The organism is Streptomyces sp. NPDC001415, assembly GCF_053597395.1.
The window spans coordinates 505,898-523,008 of the sequence record NZ_JBSFIE010000001.1 but is presented as its reverse complement, the minus strand read 5'-3'; the positions used below and the strand labels follow the sequence as shown (position 1 = coordinate 523,008).

At 72.3% G+C, this 17,111-nt stretch carries 12 protein-coding genes; 7 read left to right on the top strand and 5 right to left on the bottom strand.

Going from position 1 to position 17,111, the window contains the following annotated elements:
* Positions 1–167 precede the first annotated feature (167 nt).
* Both ACWC2B_RS02260 and ACWC2B_RS02255 read right to left on the bottom strand, forming a co-directional pair.
* Positions 168–1,727, bottom strand: a complete 1,560-nt coding sequence (locus tag ACWC2B_RS02260; protein ID WP_450714523.1) for a ferredoxin — start codon at positions 1,725–1,727, stop codon at positions 168–170.
* Between the two features lie 28 nt (positions 1,728–1,755).
* The gene (locus ACWC2B_RS02255) at positions 1,756–2,934 is read right to left on the bottom strand and encodes a hypothetical protein (protein WP_450714522.1); all 1,179 of its coding nucleotides are present in this window, start codon (positions 2,932–2,934) and stop codon (positions 1,756–1,758) included.
* Positions 2,935–3,329: 395 nt separating this feature from the next.
* On the opposite strand from ACWC2B_RS02255, the gene leuS reads away from it, so the two are divergent.
* The 6 genes from leuS to ACWC2B_RS02225 all read left to right on the top strand — a co-directional run bounded on the left by leuS (position 3,330) and on the right by ACWC2B_RS02225 (position 13,579).
* On the top strand, positions 3,330–6,203 hold the full coding sequence (gene leuS, locus ACWC2B_RS02250) for a leucine--tRNA ligase (protein ID WP_450714521.1): 2,874 nt from the start codon (positions 3,330–3,332) through the stop codon (positions 6,201–6,203).
* A gap of 121 nt (positions 6,204–6,324) precedes the next feature.
* Positions 6,325–7,119, top strand: a complete 795-nt coding sequence (locus tag ACWC2B_RS02245; protein WP_450714520.1) for a hypothetical protein — start codon at positions 6,325–6,327, stop codon at positions 7,117–7,119.
* A gap of 114 nt (positions 7,120–7,233) precedes the next feature.
* The gene (locus ACWC2B_RS02240) at positions 7,234–8,079 is read left to right on the top strand and encodes a DegV family protein (protein WP_450714519.1); all 846 of its coding nucleotides are present in this window, start codon (positions 7,234–7,236) and stop codon (positions 8,077–8,079) included.
* 786 nt (positions 8,080–8,865) lie between these two features.
* Positions 8,866–9,582, top strand: a complete 717-nt coding sequence (locus tag ACWC2B_RS02235; RefSeq protein ID WP_450714518.1) for a helix-hairpin-helix domain-containing protein — start codon at positions 8,866–8,868, stop codon at positions 9,580–9,582.
* A 539-nt stretch (positions 9,583–10,121) separates the two neighbouring features.
* Positions 10,122–12,278 carry a ComEC/Rec2 family competence protein gene (locus ACWC2B_RS02230; RefSeq protein WP_450714517.1) on the top strand — a complete coding sequence of 719 codons (2,157 nt, stop codon included), beginning with the start codon at positions 10,122–10,124 and terminating at the stop codon, positions 12,276–12,278.
* A gap of 413 nt (positions 12,279–12,691) precedes the next feature.
* A complete protein-coding gene (locus ACWC2B_RS02225; protein ID WP_450714516.1) occupies positions 12,692–13,579 on the top strand; it encodes a YceI family protein in 888 nt (295 codons plus the stop codon).
* 63 nt (positions 13,580–13,642) lie between these two features.
* On the opposite strand, the gene ACWC2B_RS02220 is transcribed toward ACWC2B_RS02225, so the two are convergent.
* Complete coding sequence (locus ACWC2B_RS02220) at positions 13,643–13,891, bottom strand: hypothetical protein (RefSeq protein WP_450714515.1); 249 nt, start codon at positions 13,889–13,891, stop codon at positions 13,643–13,645.
* A 91-nt stretch (positions 13,892–13,982) separates the two neighbouring features.
* Between ACWC2B_RS02220 and holA the strand changes: the two genes are divergently transcribed.
* Complete coding sequence (gene holA / locus ACWC2B_RS02215; protein WP_450714514.1) at positions 13,983–14,969, top strand: DNA polymerase III subunit delta; 987 nt, start codon at positions 13,983–13,985, stop codon at positions 14,967–14,969.
* 252 nt (positions 14,970–15,221) lie between these two features.
* Here the strand turns inward: holA and ACWC2B_RS02210 are convergent, their stop codons facing one another.
* Positions 15,222–15,434 (bottom strand): acyl-CoA carboxylase subunit epsilon, encoded by a 213-nt coding sequence (locus ACWC2B_RS02210; RefSeq protein WP_450714513.1) that lies wholly within the window; start codon positions 15,432–15,434, stop codon positions 15,222–15,224.
* Between the two features lie 9 nt (positions 15,435–15,443).
* Positions 15,444–17,024 (bottom strand): acyl-CoA carboxylase subunit beta, encoded by a 1,581-nt coding sequence (locus ACWC2B_RS02205; protein ID WP_450714512.1) that lies wholly within the window; start codon positions 17,022–17,024, stop codon positions 15,444–15,446.
* Between the last annotated feature and the right edge of the window lie 87 nt (positions 17,025–17,111).

Genomic DNA, 17,111 nt, shown 5'->3' with positions numbered 1-17,111 from the left:
ATGTTGTTTGAGCGCTTGATTGCCATGATGGAGGACTGGATTAAAATACTCCTTAGCTCCACAGTAAAGAAGGCGGGCCATCCGAATCGGATGGCCCGCCTTCTTGTTGTGTCCCCTGCCTGATCGTTACGCCACCCCGTAGGGGGCGACGTAACGATCAGAAACGCTCAACTCCGTCCGCTGCCCAGGGCCTTGCGGGGGATCTGAGGGAGTGGGGCCGGGGCCTGCTCGATCCGGAGCGCGAGTGCCGGGCAGCGGCGCACGGCCCGTTGGGCGCGCCCCCGCAGATGCATCGGCACGGTGGCGTCGGCGACGAGCGGGTAGCCGTCGGGGCCCAGCCGGATCAACTCCGGCACGATGTCCGCGCAGAGCCCGTGGCCCTCGCACAGCGTCCAGTCGACCAGCACCTTCTCGCCGCTCGGCACGCCCTCCTCCTGATAGCCGGGAGAGGGCAGCGGCAGCACGCCTACCGTCGGCCGGCCGCAGCCCCCGGCCAGCACATGGGCCGCCAGGTCGTCCGTGAACGCCGCGAGCGTCGAGGCGAGGAAGCGGGCCGAGCCGTCCGGATGCTTGCAGGCGCCACGGCCCTTCACGGCCCCCGTCACCTCGCGCAGCGCCTCCAGGGCGGCCGGGCCGCCACCGTTCAGCACATCGGCGAGACCTCCCGCGGCGGCCGGCAGGCCCAGCCTGCACGGGCCGCACTGGCCCGCCGTCTCGGCCGCCAGCCAGTTGACGACCCGCAGCGCCTCGCCGAGCGCACAGGTCTCCGCGCCGATCGGCAGGATCGCGCCCGCCCCCAGAGCGCCGCCGAGCGCCGAGAGCGAGGCCCGCGAGACGGCCGCGTCATGGGCGGCCACCGAGTTCAGCCAACTGCCGTGATAGCCGCCGGTCAGTACCCCCTGGGGAAGCGAGGGCGCCCCGGCCAACTGGAGGACGTAGCGCAGCGGCACCCCGGTGGGGACCTCGACGACCATCGGGCGGGCGACCGCCCCGGACAGCGTGAGTAGGACGGTGCCGGGCTCGGTCGGCTCCCCGGTGTTGCAGAAGCGGCGCGGGCCGAGCCGGGCGGCCACCGCGAGCTGGGCGTACGTCTCCGCGTTGGACAGCAGCGTCGGGGCGCCGCCCACGCCCGATTCGGCGGCCCGCTCGCGGCGGCCCGGCGGCAGGGCGGGCCCGCCGTCCACCGCCCGGATCACCGCGGAGGCCTCGCCGGACACCATGCGCTCGGGGGTGCGGACCACCCGGGCGCGCAAGGGAGAGCTGCGCTTGTCGGCGAGGCCGCGCTCGGCGAGGGCGGCGCGCACGGAGGCCTCCGTGGAATCGCGCGTCACGGCGACGACCAGGGTGCGTGCACCGAGCGCCTCCGCGGCCAGCAGGGCGCCGTCCAGGACGAGATGGGGAGCCCGGCACACCAGGACGGTGTCCTTGCGGCAGGCGGGCTCGCCCTCGCTCGCGTTGACGACGACGACCGGGCGTATCCCGCGCCGGATCGCGGCGGAGGCGACCGCGCGGAGTTTGCGGCCGAAGGGGAAGCCCGCGCCGCCGCGGCCGTTGAGGGCGATGTCGTCGGCGAGTTGGGCCAGGCGCTCGCCGTCGACCGGCTTCAGCGGGCCGTGCACCTTGAGGTGCATCGGCAGGGCGAGGCGCTCGACGAGATCGAAACCCGCGGTCAGATGGGGCAGGCCAACGACGCGGACCTCGGGAACATCGGGGAGAGGGGTGTTCATGGTCGTACTCCTGCTGTTGCGGGCACCGTCACGGGCGTTCTCCAGAGGCGGAGCCCGGCTGGGAGTGCCAGGGCTCGCCGGCGGCCGGCGGCTGATAGGGCGTGGACGGTGCGGGGGCGGGCAGCGGCTCGGGAGGGCGCGGCGAGGGCGCAGGCCAGCGGGCGGCCGGGGGAGCGGACGGAGCCAGGGAGACCGCGCGGTAGGCCGCGGAGATGCCCGTCCCGGCATCGCCGCGGACCTCCTGCCCGGCGGCGGGACGGAAGCGGGGCAGCGCCTCGTACAGGGCGTGCGCCTCCTGGAACCGCGGTGCCTCCTCAAGGGCTTCGTGCGGAGGCTGCGCTCCACGTAGTGGTCGCGTCGGCTGCGCCTCATAAGAGGTCTCGTAAGAGGTCTCATAGGAGGGCGGCTCATTCGGCGGCGTCTCGTAGGCCTCATAAGAGGGCGGTGCGGAAGGCCGAGGGGGTACGGCCGGTTCGGGGGGCTCGCTCTCCGGGCGAGGCCGGAAGGGGGCGAGCCGGTCGGCGATCCGGCGCTTCACCGGGCGGGGAAGCGCGCGTACGGCCAGCGCGCTCGCCACTCCCGCCAGGGACAGGCCGTACATCACGACCACCCAGGAGGCCGGCGGGCGTCCCGCGTACAGGCCGTGCACCAGGGCGAAGCACCACGCCGGATAGGCCAGCATGTGCACCGCGCGCCAACGGGCCGCGATGCGCCCCGGGGTGGCGAAGGCGCTGCGCATGGCGCCCGTGACGGCCGTGAGGACCATCAGGATCCCGGCGAGTGATCCGAAGCCGATCAGGCCCGACGCGCCGGTGATGCCGAGCCCGAACGGGACCACCGCGCCGAGCAGCCCGACATGGCTGAGCGCGATCTTGACGGTGACGTGCAGCAGGAGAAAGCCGATGGAGGCGACGGCGGTCGCCCGGTGGACGGCCTGCGCCATGAGGCGGTCACGTGGAGTGAGGAGCAGCCGGTCGGTGGCGAGCAGCCCCCAGGCGACGGAGGCGGTCAGCGAGACCAGCGACAGGACGCCGGCGGTGAAGTCCAGGGCGGCGCGCAGTCCGTCCGATGAGAACAGGGCCAGCGGCGGTATGAGCAGGGCTACGACGCCCAGTGCGGCCGCGGAAAGCCCGCCCCTGCGGGCCGGGCGGCCCCGTGCGGGGTTCTGGCGCGGGCGGTGCGGGTCGAGCGGATTGCGAGGTTTCATGGTGGGGCGACTCCGAATGGTTCGGCAAAGCGGTCCCGTGGCGGCATGCTAGGTCGCCCCATACCGGCCGGTACGGGGTTTGTGCGGTTGCCCCAGAAGAGGGCGGTACGCGGAGTAACCTCGCCCCTCGGCACCCCCCAGGGGTAACTCCGGGCACCCCCCACGGGTACTCCGTGCGGGGCTTGCGGGGCCTGCGGTACCCTGACGCCATGCGTGCCGTACGCCTTCTGCTTAGCGAGCCGCGCTGAACACTCCCGACCGATGAAGAGATCCGGTCGGACTCGGCGCGGCGCCCCCTCCTGTGCGAGGGGTTTTTTCGTTTGGCGATTCGATGGCGGATCGTCGGACGAACGCTCGTAACCGCTGGCAGAGACGATCGATGGAGCTTTGAGGACATGAGCGAGACGAACACCGCTGCCGCCGCAGAGACGGCCGCGCCGCACCGCTACACGGCAGCCATGGCTGCCGACATCGAGGCACGCTGGCAGGACTTCTGGGACGCCGAGGGCACCTACGCGGCGCCGAACCCGACCGGCGACCTCGCCGGGGACCCGGCGGTCGTCGCCCGGCCCAAGAAGTTCATCATGGACATGTTCCCGTACCCCTCGGGCACGGGCCTGCACGTCGGCCACCCGCTGGGCTACATCGCCACCGACGTCTACGCCCGCCACCAGCGCATGACCGGCCACAACGTCCTGCACACGCTGGGCTTCGACGCCTTCGGCCTGCCCGCCGAGCAGCACGCGGTCGCCACCGGCACGCACCCCCGGGTCTCCACCGAGGCCGCTATGGACAACATGAAGCGGCAGCTGCGCCGGCTGGGTCTGGGCCACGACAAGCGCCGGTCGATCGCGACGATCGACCCGGAGTACTACAAGTGGACCCAGTGGATCTTCCTGCAGATCTTCAACTCCTGGTACGACGCCGACGCGAAGCGGGCCCGTCCGATCGCCGAGCTGGTCGCCGCGTTCGAGAACGGCACCCGCGAGGTCCCCGGAGGCCGTGACTGGGCCGCGCTGAGCGCCGCCGAGCGCTCCGACGTCCTGGGCGAGTACCGCCTGGCGTACGCCTCCGACGCGCCCGTCAACTGGTGCCCCGGCCTGGGCACCGTCCTGGCCAACGAGGAAGTCACCGCCGACGGCCGTTCCGAGCGCGGCAACTTCCCCGTCTTCAAGTCCAAGCTGCGCCAGTGGAACATGCGCATCACCGCCTACGCGGACCGCCTGATCGACGACCTGGACGCGCTGGACTGGCCTGAGGCCATCAAGCTGCAGCAGCGCAACTGGATCGGCCGCTCCGAGGGCGCCCGCGTCGACTTCAAGGTCACCGACACCGACGCGATCACCGTCTTCACGACTCGCCAGGACACCCTGTTCGGCGCCACCTACATGGTGCTGGCCCCCGAGCACGAGCTGGTTGACACCATCGTCCCGGCCGCCTGGCCCGAGGGCACCCACGACGTGTGGACCGGCGGCCATGCGAGCCCGGCCGAGGCCGTCGCCAAGTACCGTGCGTTCGCCGCCTCCAAGTCGGACGTGGAGCGCCAGGCCGACGCCAAGGAGAAGACCGGCGTCTTCACCGGCGCGTTCGCCGTCAATCCCGTCAGCGGCGAAAAAGTTCCCGTCTTCATCGCCGACTATGTGCTGATGGGCTACGGCACCGGCGCGATCATGGCCGTACCGGCGCACGACACCCGCGACTTCGCCTTCGCGCGCGCCTTCGAGCTGCCCATGCGCTGCGTCGTGCAGCCTTCCGACGACCGTGGCACGGACGCCTCGACGTGGGACGACGCGTTCGCCTCTTATGAGGCGAAGCTGGTCAACTCCGCCAACGACGAGATCTCCCTGGACGGCCTGGGCGTCGTCGAAGCCAAGGCCAAGATGACCGACTGGCTGTCCGAGCGCGGCATCGGCGAGGGCACCGTCAACTTCCGGCTGCGCGACTGGCTGTTCAGCCGCCAGCGCTACTGGGGCGAGCCCTTCCCGATCGTCTACGACGAGGACGGCGTCGCCCACCCGCTGCCCGAGTCGATGCTCCCCCTGGAGCTGCCGGAGGTCGACGACTACTCGCCGCGCACCTTCGACGCGGACGACGCCGACACCTCTCCGGAGACCCCGCTGTCCCGCAACGAGGACTGGGTCAACGTCGAGCTGGACCTGGGCGACGGCGTGAAGAAGTACCGCCGCGAGACCAACACCATGCCCAACTGGGCCGGTTCCTGCTGGTACGAGCTGCGCTACCTGGACCCGCACAACAGCGACCAGCTGGTCGACCCGGCCATCGAGCAGTACTGGATGGGCCCCCGCGAGGGCATGCCGACCGGCGGCGTCGACCTGTACGTCGGCGGCGCCGAGCACGCCGTGCTGCACCTGCTGTACGCGCGCTTCTGGTCCAAGGTGCTGTTCGACCTGGGCCACATCTCCTCGGCCGAGCCGTTCCACAAGCTGTACAACCAGGGCATGATCCAGGCGTACGTCTACCGGGACGGCCGCGGCTTCCCGGTGCCGGCCGCCGAGGTCGAGGAGCGCGACGGCAAGTTCTTCTTCGAGGGCGAGCCGGTCAAGCGCGAGCTGGGCAAGATGGGCAAGTCCCTGAAGAACGCGGTCACTCCGGACGAGATCTGCACCGAGTACGGCGCCGACACCCTGCGCCTGTACGAGATGGCGATGGGTCCGCTGGACGTCTCGCGGCCCTGGGACACCCGCGCCGTGGTCGGCCAGTACCGGCTGCTGCAGCGGCTGTGGCGCAACATCGTCGACGAGACGACCGGTGAGGTCACCGTCACCGACGCCGAGCCCGACGAGGCGACGCTGCGCGCCCTGCACAAGGCGATCGACGGCGCCGGCGGCGACCTGGCGGGGCTGCGCTTCAACACCGCCATCGCCAAGATCACCGAGCTGAACAACCACCTGACGAAGGCGGGCGGCCCGCTGGCGCGGCCGGTCGCCGAGCAGCTGGTGCTGCTGATCGCGCCGCTGGCCCCGCACATCGCCGAGGAGCTGTGGCGCAAGCTGGGCCACACCGACTCCGTGGTCCACCGCGACTTCCCGGTCGCGGACCCGGCGTACGTCGTGGACGAGGCCGTGACCTGCGTCGTGCAGATCAAGGGCAAGGTCAAGGCACGCCTGGAAGTACCGCCGGCGATCTCCGACGACGAGCTGGAGAAGCTGGCGCTGGCCGATGAGGCCGTCGTCGCGGCACTGGCCGGCGCGGGCATCCGCAAGGTCATCGTGCGTGCGCCGAAGCTGGTGAACATCGTCCCCGCGTAAGGGCCGGAGCGGTACTGGGGGCTTTCCCCTACGGGCAGGTTGGGGGTTCCACGGGAACCCACGGCCTGCCCGTTCCGTTTACGGTGGAGGGGACGATGCCGACCGACCGAGGGGGACGTTCATGGAAGCCGCGATCCTGATCCTGGCGCTGCTGTTCGTCGCCTTCGTGGCGCTCGGCGTGTATGTGACGGTCAAGGTGGTCGGCGCCGCCAAGCGCGGAGTGGAGCGTACGGTCACGCAGGCCCGCAGGACCGTCGAGGACACCACGCTGCGCGCGAAGAGCGTGGGCCAGCCGGGCGTCGCGGGCCAGCTCGCCCAACTGCGCCTCTCGCTGCGAACGTCGATGCGGGCGACGCAGGAAGCGCTGCACGCGCGCCTCGCCGAGGACGAGTCCCTCAAGGAGTCCCTTGCCCTGTTCGAGCGGCTCAGCGGGCACGGCCACGAACTGGACGACGAGCTCAGGCGCCTGGAGCGGGAGCCGGACAAGCGCAACATAGCGGCCCGAATGCCGGAGCTCCGCGAGCGCACCGAGCGGATCACGCACTCCGCGGACTCGCTGCGCTGGGCCGCGCTGGACCGGGCCCGGCAGTTCGCCGACGACGACCTCGCCTCGCTCAGCGACCAGATCGAGATGGAGTCGGGGGCGCTGCGGGACTGGTCGACCAAGGGCCCGACGACGGGCGAGTCCGCTTCCTGGAGCGGCCTTTCGGACAACCCCGCGCCTGCGCAGAGTGCGCCGTCGCAGAGTGCGCCATCACAGAGTGACCCGTCACAGAGCGAGCCGTCGCCGTCGCCGGAGCGGGGCGCAGGGGCCCGGCCGAAGTCATCGGCCCAGGCTCCTCAGGCGATAGGCGCCGCCGAGCCGCCGGTGGCGTACCCGTGGCAGAAGGCCCCTCGCCCCGAAACCACGAGCTGAGTCGGCGAACACCAGGTCAAGGCGCTGGAACAAGACGCCCGACGCTGACCCGAACTGATCATTCCATCGGGGCCGGACTGCCGCCGGGCGCCCTCGGCGGGTAACCTCCCGCTCATGTCCCGCCATGTCGCTATCGTCACCGATTCAACGGCCTATCTGCCGCCGCAGACGATGGAGCGGCACAGCATCACCGCAGTGCCGCTGACCGTTGTCCTGGGGGACCAGGCGCTGGAGGAGGGCACCGAGATCTCGGCCCGCTCGCTGGCCCTCGCCCTGCAGAAACGACGTCCCGTCACCACTTCCCGGCCCAGCCCCGAGGTATTCGCGGCCACCTACCGCAAGGTCGCCGAAGCCGGGGCGAGCGGAATCGTCTCGCTGCACCTCTCGGCCGAGTTCTCCGGCACCTACGACGCTGCCGTGCTCGCCGCCAAGGACGCCCCGGTGCCGGTGCGGGTGGTCGACACCGGGATGGTCGCGATGGCGCTCGGCTTCTGCGCGCTGGCCTCTGCCCAGGTCGCGGATGCGGGCGGCACACTGGACGAGGCGGTGGCCGCCGCGGAGAAGCGTGCCGGTGAGACCTCCGCGTTCTTCTACGTCGACACCCTGGACTATCTGCGCCGCGGCGGCCGCATCGGAGCCGCGCAGGCGCTGCTCGGCTCGGCCTTGGCAGTCAAGCCACTGCTCCAGCTCGACGGCGGCCGGATCGACATGCTGGAGAAGGTACGCACCGCCTCCAAGGCCATTGCCCGGCTGGAGGAGATCGTGGTCGACCGGGCAGGGAGCAGCCCGGTCGACATCGCGGTGCACCATCTCGCGGCACCGGAACGCGCCGCCGCCCTCGCCGACCGGCTACGGGCGCGGGTGCCGGGCCTGGTCGACCTGTACACGAGCGAAGTCGGAGCGGTGATCGGCGCGCACACGGGGCCGGGGCTGCTGGGGGCGATCGTCTCGCCGCGCTGAAGCGGACGGGGGTCGGCGGTGCGGGGGCATCGGGCCGACCGTGCTGAGGGGCGCGTCGGCCTGCTGTGGCCCGACCTGGTGAGCGGTCTGGCCCGCCCTGGTGAGCGGCCTGACTCGGCCTGGTGAGCAGCCTGGCCCGGCTGGACTCCCTCGTAAGGGTGGCCGAGTTATCCACAACTGGCTTGTTGTCCACCGGAATTGGGCCTGCTCAGCGGGTTCGGGCTCAGGTGCCTAACGTCTCGTGACATGGCACTCCGATCACCACGCACCGCCACGAGCGGACCGGGCCGGGCCCCCGGCTCGGACGGCCGGGCCCGCCCGGGCCACGGCCGCCGAAGCCGCGCCGTCCACGCCGACGTCTCTGCCCTGACCGCACGCAGGCGCGCGGACGCGCTGTTCCTCCCACCTCCACCGGGCACGGGGGCTCCGCCGCACGAACCCGCTGCCCCGACCGCGCGCACCCTCGGGGAGTCGACGCTGGCGCCTCCGCCCGTACCTGAGCAGGAAGCTTGGCGCGGGGGCGCTCGGCAGAGGGAAGACGCGACGCCCTCTGCTCGCGTCACGCCAGCCGTTCCGGTCACGCCAGCCGTTCCGGTCACGCCAGCCGTTCCGGTCACGCCAGCTGTTCCGGTCGCGCAGGCCGTGCCGGTTACGCAGGCCGTTCCGGTCACGCCGGCCGGTCCTGCCAGGCAGGCCGTTCCTGGTGCATCGGTTGCTCCTCCCACATTGATCGATTCGGCCCCACAGGCCGACCCCGCTGGCCCCGGTGTACGGGAGCGGGTCTGGGTGGCGGTGCGGGAAAGGCTGCCGGTGTGGGCCCAGTTGAGGTTCGGTCTCGCGCCGCGCAGCCTGGCCGCGCTTTCCGTGGTCCTGGTGATCGCGGCGGGATTCGCCGTGCACCACTTCTGGGCCGGGCGACCACAGTCCGTACGTGCCCCGGACGTGGTCGACGGGCCGGCGCCGACGCCGCCCGGGGCGAAGAGTGCGTCCGGCAGCGGATCGGAACGGGGTGCGAGCGCCCAGGCCACCACGCCCCGGCCGGTCGCCAACGCGGTGCCGTCGCCCGCCGGAGTGCTCGTGGTGGACGTCGCTGGAAAAGTGCTGCGGCCGGGGATCTACCGGCTGCCCATCGGATCGCGGGTCGCCGATGCGCTGACCGCCGCGGGCGGGTCGCGGGAAGGCGCGGATCTGACCGGCCTCAACCGGGCGCGGCTGCTCACGGACGGCGAGCAGGTGCTGGCCGGGGTGCCGGGCGCGGCGCCCGCCGGGCCAGGTGCCGGTACCAGCGGTGGCGCCGGCAGCGGATCGAGCGGGCCGGTCAGTCTCAACTCCGCCTCGGTGGAGCAGTTGGACGGGCTGCCCGGAGTCGGTCCGGTACTCGCGCAGCACATCGTGGACTACCGCGCCCAGCACGGTGGCTTCCGCTCGGTCGACGAACTGCGGGAGGTCAACGGGATCGGCGAGCGCAGGTTCAACGACCTGCAACCCCTGGTGCGGCTGTGAACCGCCTGGCTGCCCACGGCGGACCAAGCCACCGCCTGGGTGCCCATGCCGAGTCGGGCCGCCGCCTGGGTGTCCAGGCCGAGTCGGGCCGCCGCTTGGATGCCCAAGCCCGGTCGGGCCGCCGCCCGGATGCCCACGCCGAGCCAGACCACCGCCTCGATGTCCACGGCGACTCGGGCCACCGCCTGGGCGCCGCCAATCCGTACCGGGAAGGGCCGGCGGACCTGCGTCTGATCGGCCCGGCGTTGGGGGCTTGGGGTGGAGTGGCTGTCGCGATCAACTCGTCGTCTACTGCGGCGAGTTGGGGTGTGATCGTGTGTCTCGCCGTGGCGGGGGCGCTCGTGGCGCCGGTCGTTCGGCGGGCCCTGCCGGGGTGGGTCTCGGGCGCAGGGGTACGGGGACACCGCGAGCGGGGTCGGGAGGAGGGGGGCCATCGCGGCAGTGTCGTAGGCAAGCGTGATGAGGCAACGGGGGCCAGCGGGGTTTGGAGGTACAGGGGCGCCGTCGCAGGGGTGTTGGTCTGTGCGGCGGCCGGGATCGTGGCCGGCGGACTGCACGCCGCCGAGGCGCGGAGGGGGCCGCTGCCAGGGCTGGCGCGGGAGTTCCGGCAGGCCACCGTGGAGTTGGTGGTCCGGGCGGACCCGAGACCGACCCGGTCCGCGGGGTGGGGCGGCGCCTCGGTCGCGGTGGATGCCGAGGTGGAGCGGGTCCTCGGGCCGGGCGGCAGGGCCGAGCGGGTCCGTACGCCGGTCCTCGTGATCGCACCCGCGAGCTGGCAGGGGCTGCTGCCGTCCACCCGGGTGGGGGTGACCGCGCGGCTCGCGCCGGGCGACGGGAAGATCGCCGCCCTGCTCAAGGCTCCGAACGGGCCGCCCCGCATCACCGGACCGCCAACTGCCATGCAGCGCCTGGCCGGTGGGCTGCGGGACGGGCTGCGCGAGGCGGCCGACGGACTTGCGCCGGATGCGCGGGCGCTGCTGCCCGGCCTGGTCGTCGGCGACACCTCCCGGGTCACACCCGAGCTGCGCGCCGCCTTCGAGTCGACCGATCTCATGCACGTCATGGCGGTATCCGGAAGCAACTTCGCGATCATGCTTGCCCTGTTGATCGGATCGCCGGGGAAAGCCCTGCTGGCCGAGCGGGGAGGCCTCGCGCCGCGGCTCGGGATCTCCTTGCGGGTGACCGCGCTACTGGGTGGGGCGCTCACGCTCGTCTTCGTCGTGGTGTGCCGGCCGGAGCCGAGCGTGCTGCGAGCCGCCGCCTGCGGCCTGGTCACGCTGCTGGCCATCGGGACGGGCCGGCGCAGATCGCTGATCCCCGCGCTGGCCGCCGCCGTCCTGCTCCTGGTGCTGTACGCGCCCGAACTGGCCCGGAGCTACGGGTTTCTGCTTTCGGTGCTCGCGACCGGGGCGCTGCTCACCATCGCGCCGGGATGGGGTGCGGCGCTGCGGCGGCGCGGGGTGCCGCCCCGGCTCGCCGAGGTGCTGGGCGCGGCGGCCGCGGCGCAGGCGGTGTGTGCTCCGGTGGTGGCCGTGTTCGCGGCGCGGGTCAGCCTGGTCGCGGTGCCCTGCAATCTGCTGGCCGAGCCGGCGGTGGCGCTGGCGACGGTCGCCGGATTCGCCGCACTCGCCGCCGCGCCGATCGCGATGCCGGTCGCCAAATGCCTTGCCTGGTGCGCGGGTTGGCCCACGGGCTGGATCGCGTCGGTGGCCCGCACCGGAGCGGCCCTGCCCGGCGCGGAGTCGGGGTGGCCGGGTGGCTGGCGCGGGGGAGCGCTGCTCGCCGTCGCCACCGGGGCGGCGGTACTCGTGGTGCGGCGGCTGCCCCGATACCCCTGGGCGGCCGCGGCGCTGGCGCTCATCCTGCTCCTCGCCGTGGTACGGCCCGCCCCGCTGACCAGGATCGTCACCGGCTGGCCGCCGCCCGGCTGGTCGTACGCCATGTGCGATGTGGGGCAGGGCGATGCCACCGTGCTGGCCGCCGGGGCAGGGACGGCGGTGGTGATCGACACCGGGCCCGAGGCCCTGCCGGTCGACCGCTGTCTGCACGAGCTCGGGGTGAACCGCATTCCGCTGCTCCTGCTCACCCACTTCCACGCCGACCATGTGGGCGGCCTGGCCGGGGTGTTGCGGGGCCGGTCCGTCGGGCTGATCGAGACGACGGGGTTCGCGGAGCCGCCCGACCAGGCTGCGTTCGTGCGGCGCACCGCCGCCGCTGAGGGAGTGCCGCTGGCGTCGGCCGCGTACGGAGAACGGCGGGCGTTGGGCGGGCTGTCCTGGGAGGTGCTGTGGCCACCGCCCGAGCCCGGGTCGGTGCCTGACGGGCCGAACGACGCCAGTGTCACCCTGCTCGTCCGCACCGCCGCCGGGCTGACCCTGCTGCTGCCCGGGGACCTCGAACCCCCTTCCCAGCGAGGGTTGTTGAGGCTGAACCCGGGGCTCGCGCGGGTGGACGTCCTCAAGGTCGCCCACCACGGCTCGGCCCACCAGGACCCCGCGCTGCTCGGAGCCGTACGCCCGAGGCTGGCACTGATCTCCGTCGGCCGGGGCAACCGGTACGGCCACCCCGCGCCCGGCACCGTCGCCGTACTGCGCGCGTGGGGCGCCGCCGTGCTGCGCACGGACACGGACGGGGCGATCGCGGTCACGGGGGTGGGCGACGGGCTGCGGGCCGTACCTCGGGGGCGCGATCCGTGACGGGGCTCATGACGCGGCTCGTGACGGTGGGGCCCCCGGTGGACGCGGTGGTCGGCCAGGAACTTGCGCTGTTCGTGGCCGCGCGCCGACTCGCGTGTCGTCATGTCCCGTTACATCAGCGGGAGTTGGGGCCTGAGGGTCTCGGGCGCCGGGCCCAGGGCCGGCGGCGAAGAGCGAGGCGCGGAGCGGGTGGGGCGGGGCCCGTTCGGCCCGGGCAAGCGGAATGGCCAATTCGGGCCTCTGGTGACAGGTGCCTCAACAGTGCGCAGGCGCCGCGTTTGCCTCGAACGGCACAACAGTGATCGAATGCATCTTCGTCAAGGGGCCGCAGTCCTGCTGTGGCGAGGATGGACGAGGATGTCCGCCCCCTGCGCGGCCCGGCAGATACTTCTTCGCACGGGGGTGCGTGCACAGTGTTCAGCCGCTGGTTCGGCAAGAGCTCGACCAGTTCTCCGCTCCGTACCGGGCCTCTGGCAGGCCTGGCCGTCCCGTCGACCGCGGGCGTGCTCAGCTGTCGGGTGCTCGATCCGGTCAGCGAGCCGGTGCAGCGGGCCGAGTTCGTGGTCAGCGACGCGTCGGGCCGCAGGGTCGTGGGTGGGGAGACCGACCCGTTCGGGACGGTGGTCACGACGGTTCCGGCGGGTGAGTACCGGCTGGCCGTCACGGCCGAGGGCTATACGCCCTTCCACGGCAACGCCACCGTCGCCGCCGGCGGGCACGCCGCGCTCGGCGACGTCACGCTCCAGGTCGCCGCCCCTCCCTCGCTGCCCGACCCCGGCGAGTGGGAGCTCGACCCGACGCACTCCCAGATCGGCTTCACCGCGAGCCATATCGGCCTTGCCCGCATACACGGCCGGTTCAACACCTTCGCCGGGGCCATCCGGATCGGGGAGCGCATGGAGGGGTCCGCCATGCACGTCATCATCGACACCGCCTCCATAGACACGGGCGTCAAGATGCGCGACGACCACCTGCGGTCGGGCGACTTCCTGGACGTCGGGAGCTATCCGACGATGGAGTTCTACAGCGACCGGTTCGTGCACCGGGGCGGCGGCAGGTGGGCGATCATCGGCGGGCTCACGCTGCACGGCGTGAGCCGGACGGTGACACTCGACACGCAGTACCTCGGGCTCGGCACCGGGCTCGGCGGCGAGACCCGGGGCGCCTGCCGGGCCAGCACCGAACTGCACCGGGAGGACTTCACGCTCACCTGGCAGACCATGCTGGCGCGGGGCATCGCGGCGATCGGGTCCTCGATCACGGTCGACCTCGACATCCAGGTCGTACCGAAGACGGGCTGACCCGGCCGGGGGAGGCCGTACCGGGTGCGGCCCCTCGGCCTCGTGCCGGAACGGCCGGGCGGGTCAGGGGGATTCGAGCCAGCCGTCGTGTTCGGCGGCCAGGGTGTCCAGGGCCTTCGGGTCCAGGCGGGCGCCGGGGTCCTCCACGACGACGAGCCACTGGGCGTCCTCGGCGTCGTCCTCGCCGGCCAGGGCGTCGCGGACGAGCTGGGGTTCCTCGGCGAGGCCGAAGCGGTCGGTCAGCTCGGTGGCCACGTCCTCGGCGGCGTCGCGGTCCGGGAGCACCAGTACGTGTCGGGTCACATCGTTCACCTGGCCATTCTCCGGTATGGGGGCGGCGGGGAAAGGAGCGGGCCGGGGAGCGGGCCGGGACTGTCAGTGGCCCGTGGGATGCTGGAAGGCGATGGCCACCAGGAAGAACTCCACCGACGATCCGCTCGCCCCCGTCACGCTCGCCGTGGGCCAGGAGGACCTGCTGCTCGACCGCGCCGTGCAGCAGGTGGTGGCGGCCGCCCGGGCCGCCGACTCCGACACCGATGTGCGTGACCTGACCTCCGACCAGTTGCAGCCCGGCACGCTGGCCGAGCTGACCAGCCCGTCGCTCTTCGCCGAGCGGAAGGTCGTGGTCGTACGCAACGCGCAGGACCTGTCCGCGGACACGGTCAAGGACGTGAAGGCGTACCTCGACGCGCCCGCCGAAGAGATCACCCTGGTGCTCCTTCACGCGGGCGGAGCCAAGGGCAAGGGGCTGCTCGACGCGGCCCGCAAGGCGGGAGCGCGGGAGGTCGCGTGCCCCAAGACCACGAAGCCGGCCGAGCGGCTGACGTTCGTACGGCAGGAGTTCCGGGCACTGGGGCGTTCGGCCACGCCCGAGGCCTGCCAGGCGCTGGTCGACTCCATCGGCAGCGATCTGCGCGAGCTGGCCTCCGCGGTGTCGCAGCTCTGCGCGGACGTCGAGGGGACCATCGACGAGGAGGTCGTCGGGCGCTACTACACGGGGCGGGCCGAGGCCTCCAGCTTCACCGTCGCCGACCGGGCGGTGGAGGGGCGGGCGGCGGAGGCGCTCGAAGCGCTGCGCTGGTCGCTGTCCACCGGGGTCGCGCCGGTGATGATCACCAGTGCGCTCGCACAGGGGGTGCGGGCCATCGGGAAGCTGTCCTCCGCGCGGGGGGGCCGGCCGGCGGATCTTGCGCGGGAGTTGGGCATGCCGCCCTGGAAGATCGACCGGGTGCGGCAGCAGATGCGGGGGTGGACGCCGGAGGGGGTTTCCGTGGCCCTGCGGGCCGTGGCTGAGGCGGATGCGGGGGTCAAGGGCGGGGGAGATGATCCTGAGTACGCCCTGGAGAAGGCCGTCGTCACGATTGCCCGGGCGGCGCGGTCGGGGCGGTAGCACCCTGGGCTGCACCCTGGCCCGCCCCGGGCCCCGCTCTTCGTCGGGTGCGGGCCGTCTTTGGCTGGTCGCGCCCGCGCGGCGGAGCCGCATGAGTGTCACAGCCCTGTGCCCCTGGTGGGCCTGGGCTGTGCCCGGCCCTCAACCTCCGTACCCGTGCCCCTGATGGGCCGGGGTTGCCCCCGGCCCGGCCTCCGGGCCCCGCGCCGAGGTGGCCAGGGCCGGGGCGCGGGGGGTTTGGTGGAGGTGGGGTTATGCCGCCCTTCGCCAGCTGACCGGCGGCTCGTACGGCTGGCGGCGCCAGGCGGCCAGGGGGATTACCGGGGCCAGGGTCGGCTCGGGGTCTCCGGTCAGGGAGAGGAGGACCACCGTCAGTGCGGCCAGTTCGGCTTCCGTCGGGGTGCCTCTCAGTACCCGGAACAGGGGGTCGGCCGGCTCGGTCGGTGCATTCGAATCGTTGGGCACGCTCACTCCTTACTGCGGGGGATTTCCGTGCTTACGGGACGGCAGGTCTGCGTGCTTCGTGCGGAGCATCGCCAGGGCGGCGGCCAGGACCTTCCTTGTTTCGGCGGGGTCGATCACGTCGTCCACCAGGCCCCGCTCGGCCGCGTAGTACGGGTGCATCAGTTCTGATTTGTACGCCGCGATCTTCGAGGCGCGGACCGCCTCGGGGTCGTCCGAACTCGCGATCTCCCGGCGGAAGATGACGTTGGCAGCGCCCTCCGCGCCCATCACCGCGATCTCGTTGGTGGGCCAGGCGTAGGTCAGGTCGGCGCCGATGGACTGCGAGTCCATCACGATGTACGCGCCGCCGTACGCCTTGCGCAGGATCAGGGAGATGCGGGGGACCGTCGCGTTGCAGTACGCGTACAGGAGCTTCGCGCCGTGGCGGATGATCCCGCCGTGCTCCTGCGAGACGCCCGGCAGGAACCCCGGTACGTCGACCATGGTCAGCAGTGGGATGTTGAACGCGTCGCAGAGCTGGACGAAGCGGGCCGCCTTCTCCGACGCCTCGATGTCCAGGACACCCGCCAGGAACTGCGGCTGGTTCGCCAGGATGCCCACCACGCGGCCGTCGATCCGGGCCAGCGCGCAGATGATGTTGCGGGCCCAGTGTTCGTGGACCTCAAGCAGGTCGCCGTGGTCGACGATCTCCTCCAGGACCTTGCGCATGTCGTACGGGCGGTTGCCGTCCGAGGGCACCAGGTCGAGCAGCACGTCGTTGCGGCGGTCCGCCGGGTCGTCGCCCGGGGGCAGGGGAGGGGGCATCTCCCTGTTGTTCGACGGCAGCAGAGAGATCAGGTACCGGACCTCGGCCAGGCACGTCTCCTCGTCGTCGTGGACGAAGTGGGCCACGCCCGAGACCCCGGCGTGCACGTCCGCGCCGCCGAGGCCGTTCTGGGTGATCTCCTCGCCGGTCACCGCCTGCACCACGTCCGGGCCGGTGATGAACATCTGCGACGTCTCTCGGACCATGAAGACGAAGTCGGTCAGGGCGGGCGAGTAGGCGGCGCCGCCGGCGCACGGGCCCAGCATCACCGAGATTTGCGGGATCACCCCCGACGCCTTCGTGTTCCGCTGGAAGATCCCGCCGTACCCGGCCAGGGCGGAGACGCCCTCCTGGATGCGGGCTCCCGCGCCGTCGTTCAGCGAGACCAGCGGAGCACCCGCCGCGATCGCCATGTCCATGATCTTGTGGATCTTCGTGGCGTGGGCCTCTCCCAGGGCGCCGCCGAAGATCCGGAAGTCATGGGCGTACACGAACACCGTGCGGCCCTCCACCGTCCCCCACCCGGTGACCACACCGTCGGTGTACGGCTTCTTCGCCTCCAGGCCGAAACCGACCGCACGGTGTCGGCGCAGCTGCTCGACCTCCTGGAAGCTGCCCGGGTCCAGGAGCAGGTCGATGCGCTCGCGCGCGGTCAGCTTTCCCTTGGCACGCTGGGCCTCGGTCGCCTTCTCGCTGGGGCCGAGCCTGGCCTGCTCGCGCAGGACGTGCAGTTCGGCGACCCGCACGGACGCGGTCTGCGGCGGCGGCTGATCAGTCACGGTCATGTTCGGTCCCCCTCTTGTCGCGCGTTCCCTTGGTACGCGTTCTCTTGTTACGCGTTGTCATCGTGAGTCGCCTGTTGTGCGTTGTGA

Coding starts and splice junctions, on each gene's coding strand:
- ACWC2B_RS02260 (WP_450714523.1), bottom strand. CDS start 1,727: ATGAACACCCCTCTCCCCGATGTTCCCGAGGTCCGCGTCGTTGGCCTG.
- ACWC2B_RS02255 (WP_450714522.1), bottom strand. CDS start 2,934: ATGAAACCTCGCAATCCGCTCGACCCGCACCGCCCGCGCCAGAACCCC.
- ACWC2B_RS02240 (WP_450714519.1), top strand. CDS start 7,234: ATGTCCCGCCATGTCGCTATCGTCACCGATTCAACGGCCTATCTGCCG.
- leuS (WP_450714521.1), top strand. CDS start 3,330: ATGAGCGAGACGAACACCGCTGCCGCCGCAGAGACGGCCGCGCCGCAC.
- holA (WP_450714514.1), top strand. CDS start 13,983: ATGGCCACCAGGAAGAACTCCACCGACGATCCGCTCGCCCCCGTCACG.
- ACWC2B_RS02205 (WP_450714512.1), bottom strand. CDS start 17,024: ATGACCGTGACTGATCAGCCGCCGCCGCAGACCGCGTCCGTGCGGGTC.
- ACWC2B_RS02245 (WP_450714520.1), top strand. CDS start 6,325: ATGGAAGCCGCGATCCTGATCCTGGCGCTGCTGTTCGTCGCCTTCGTG.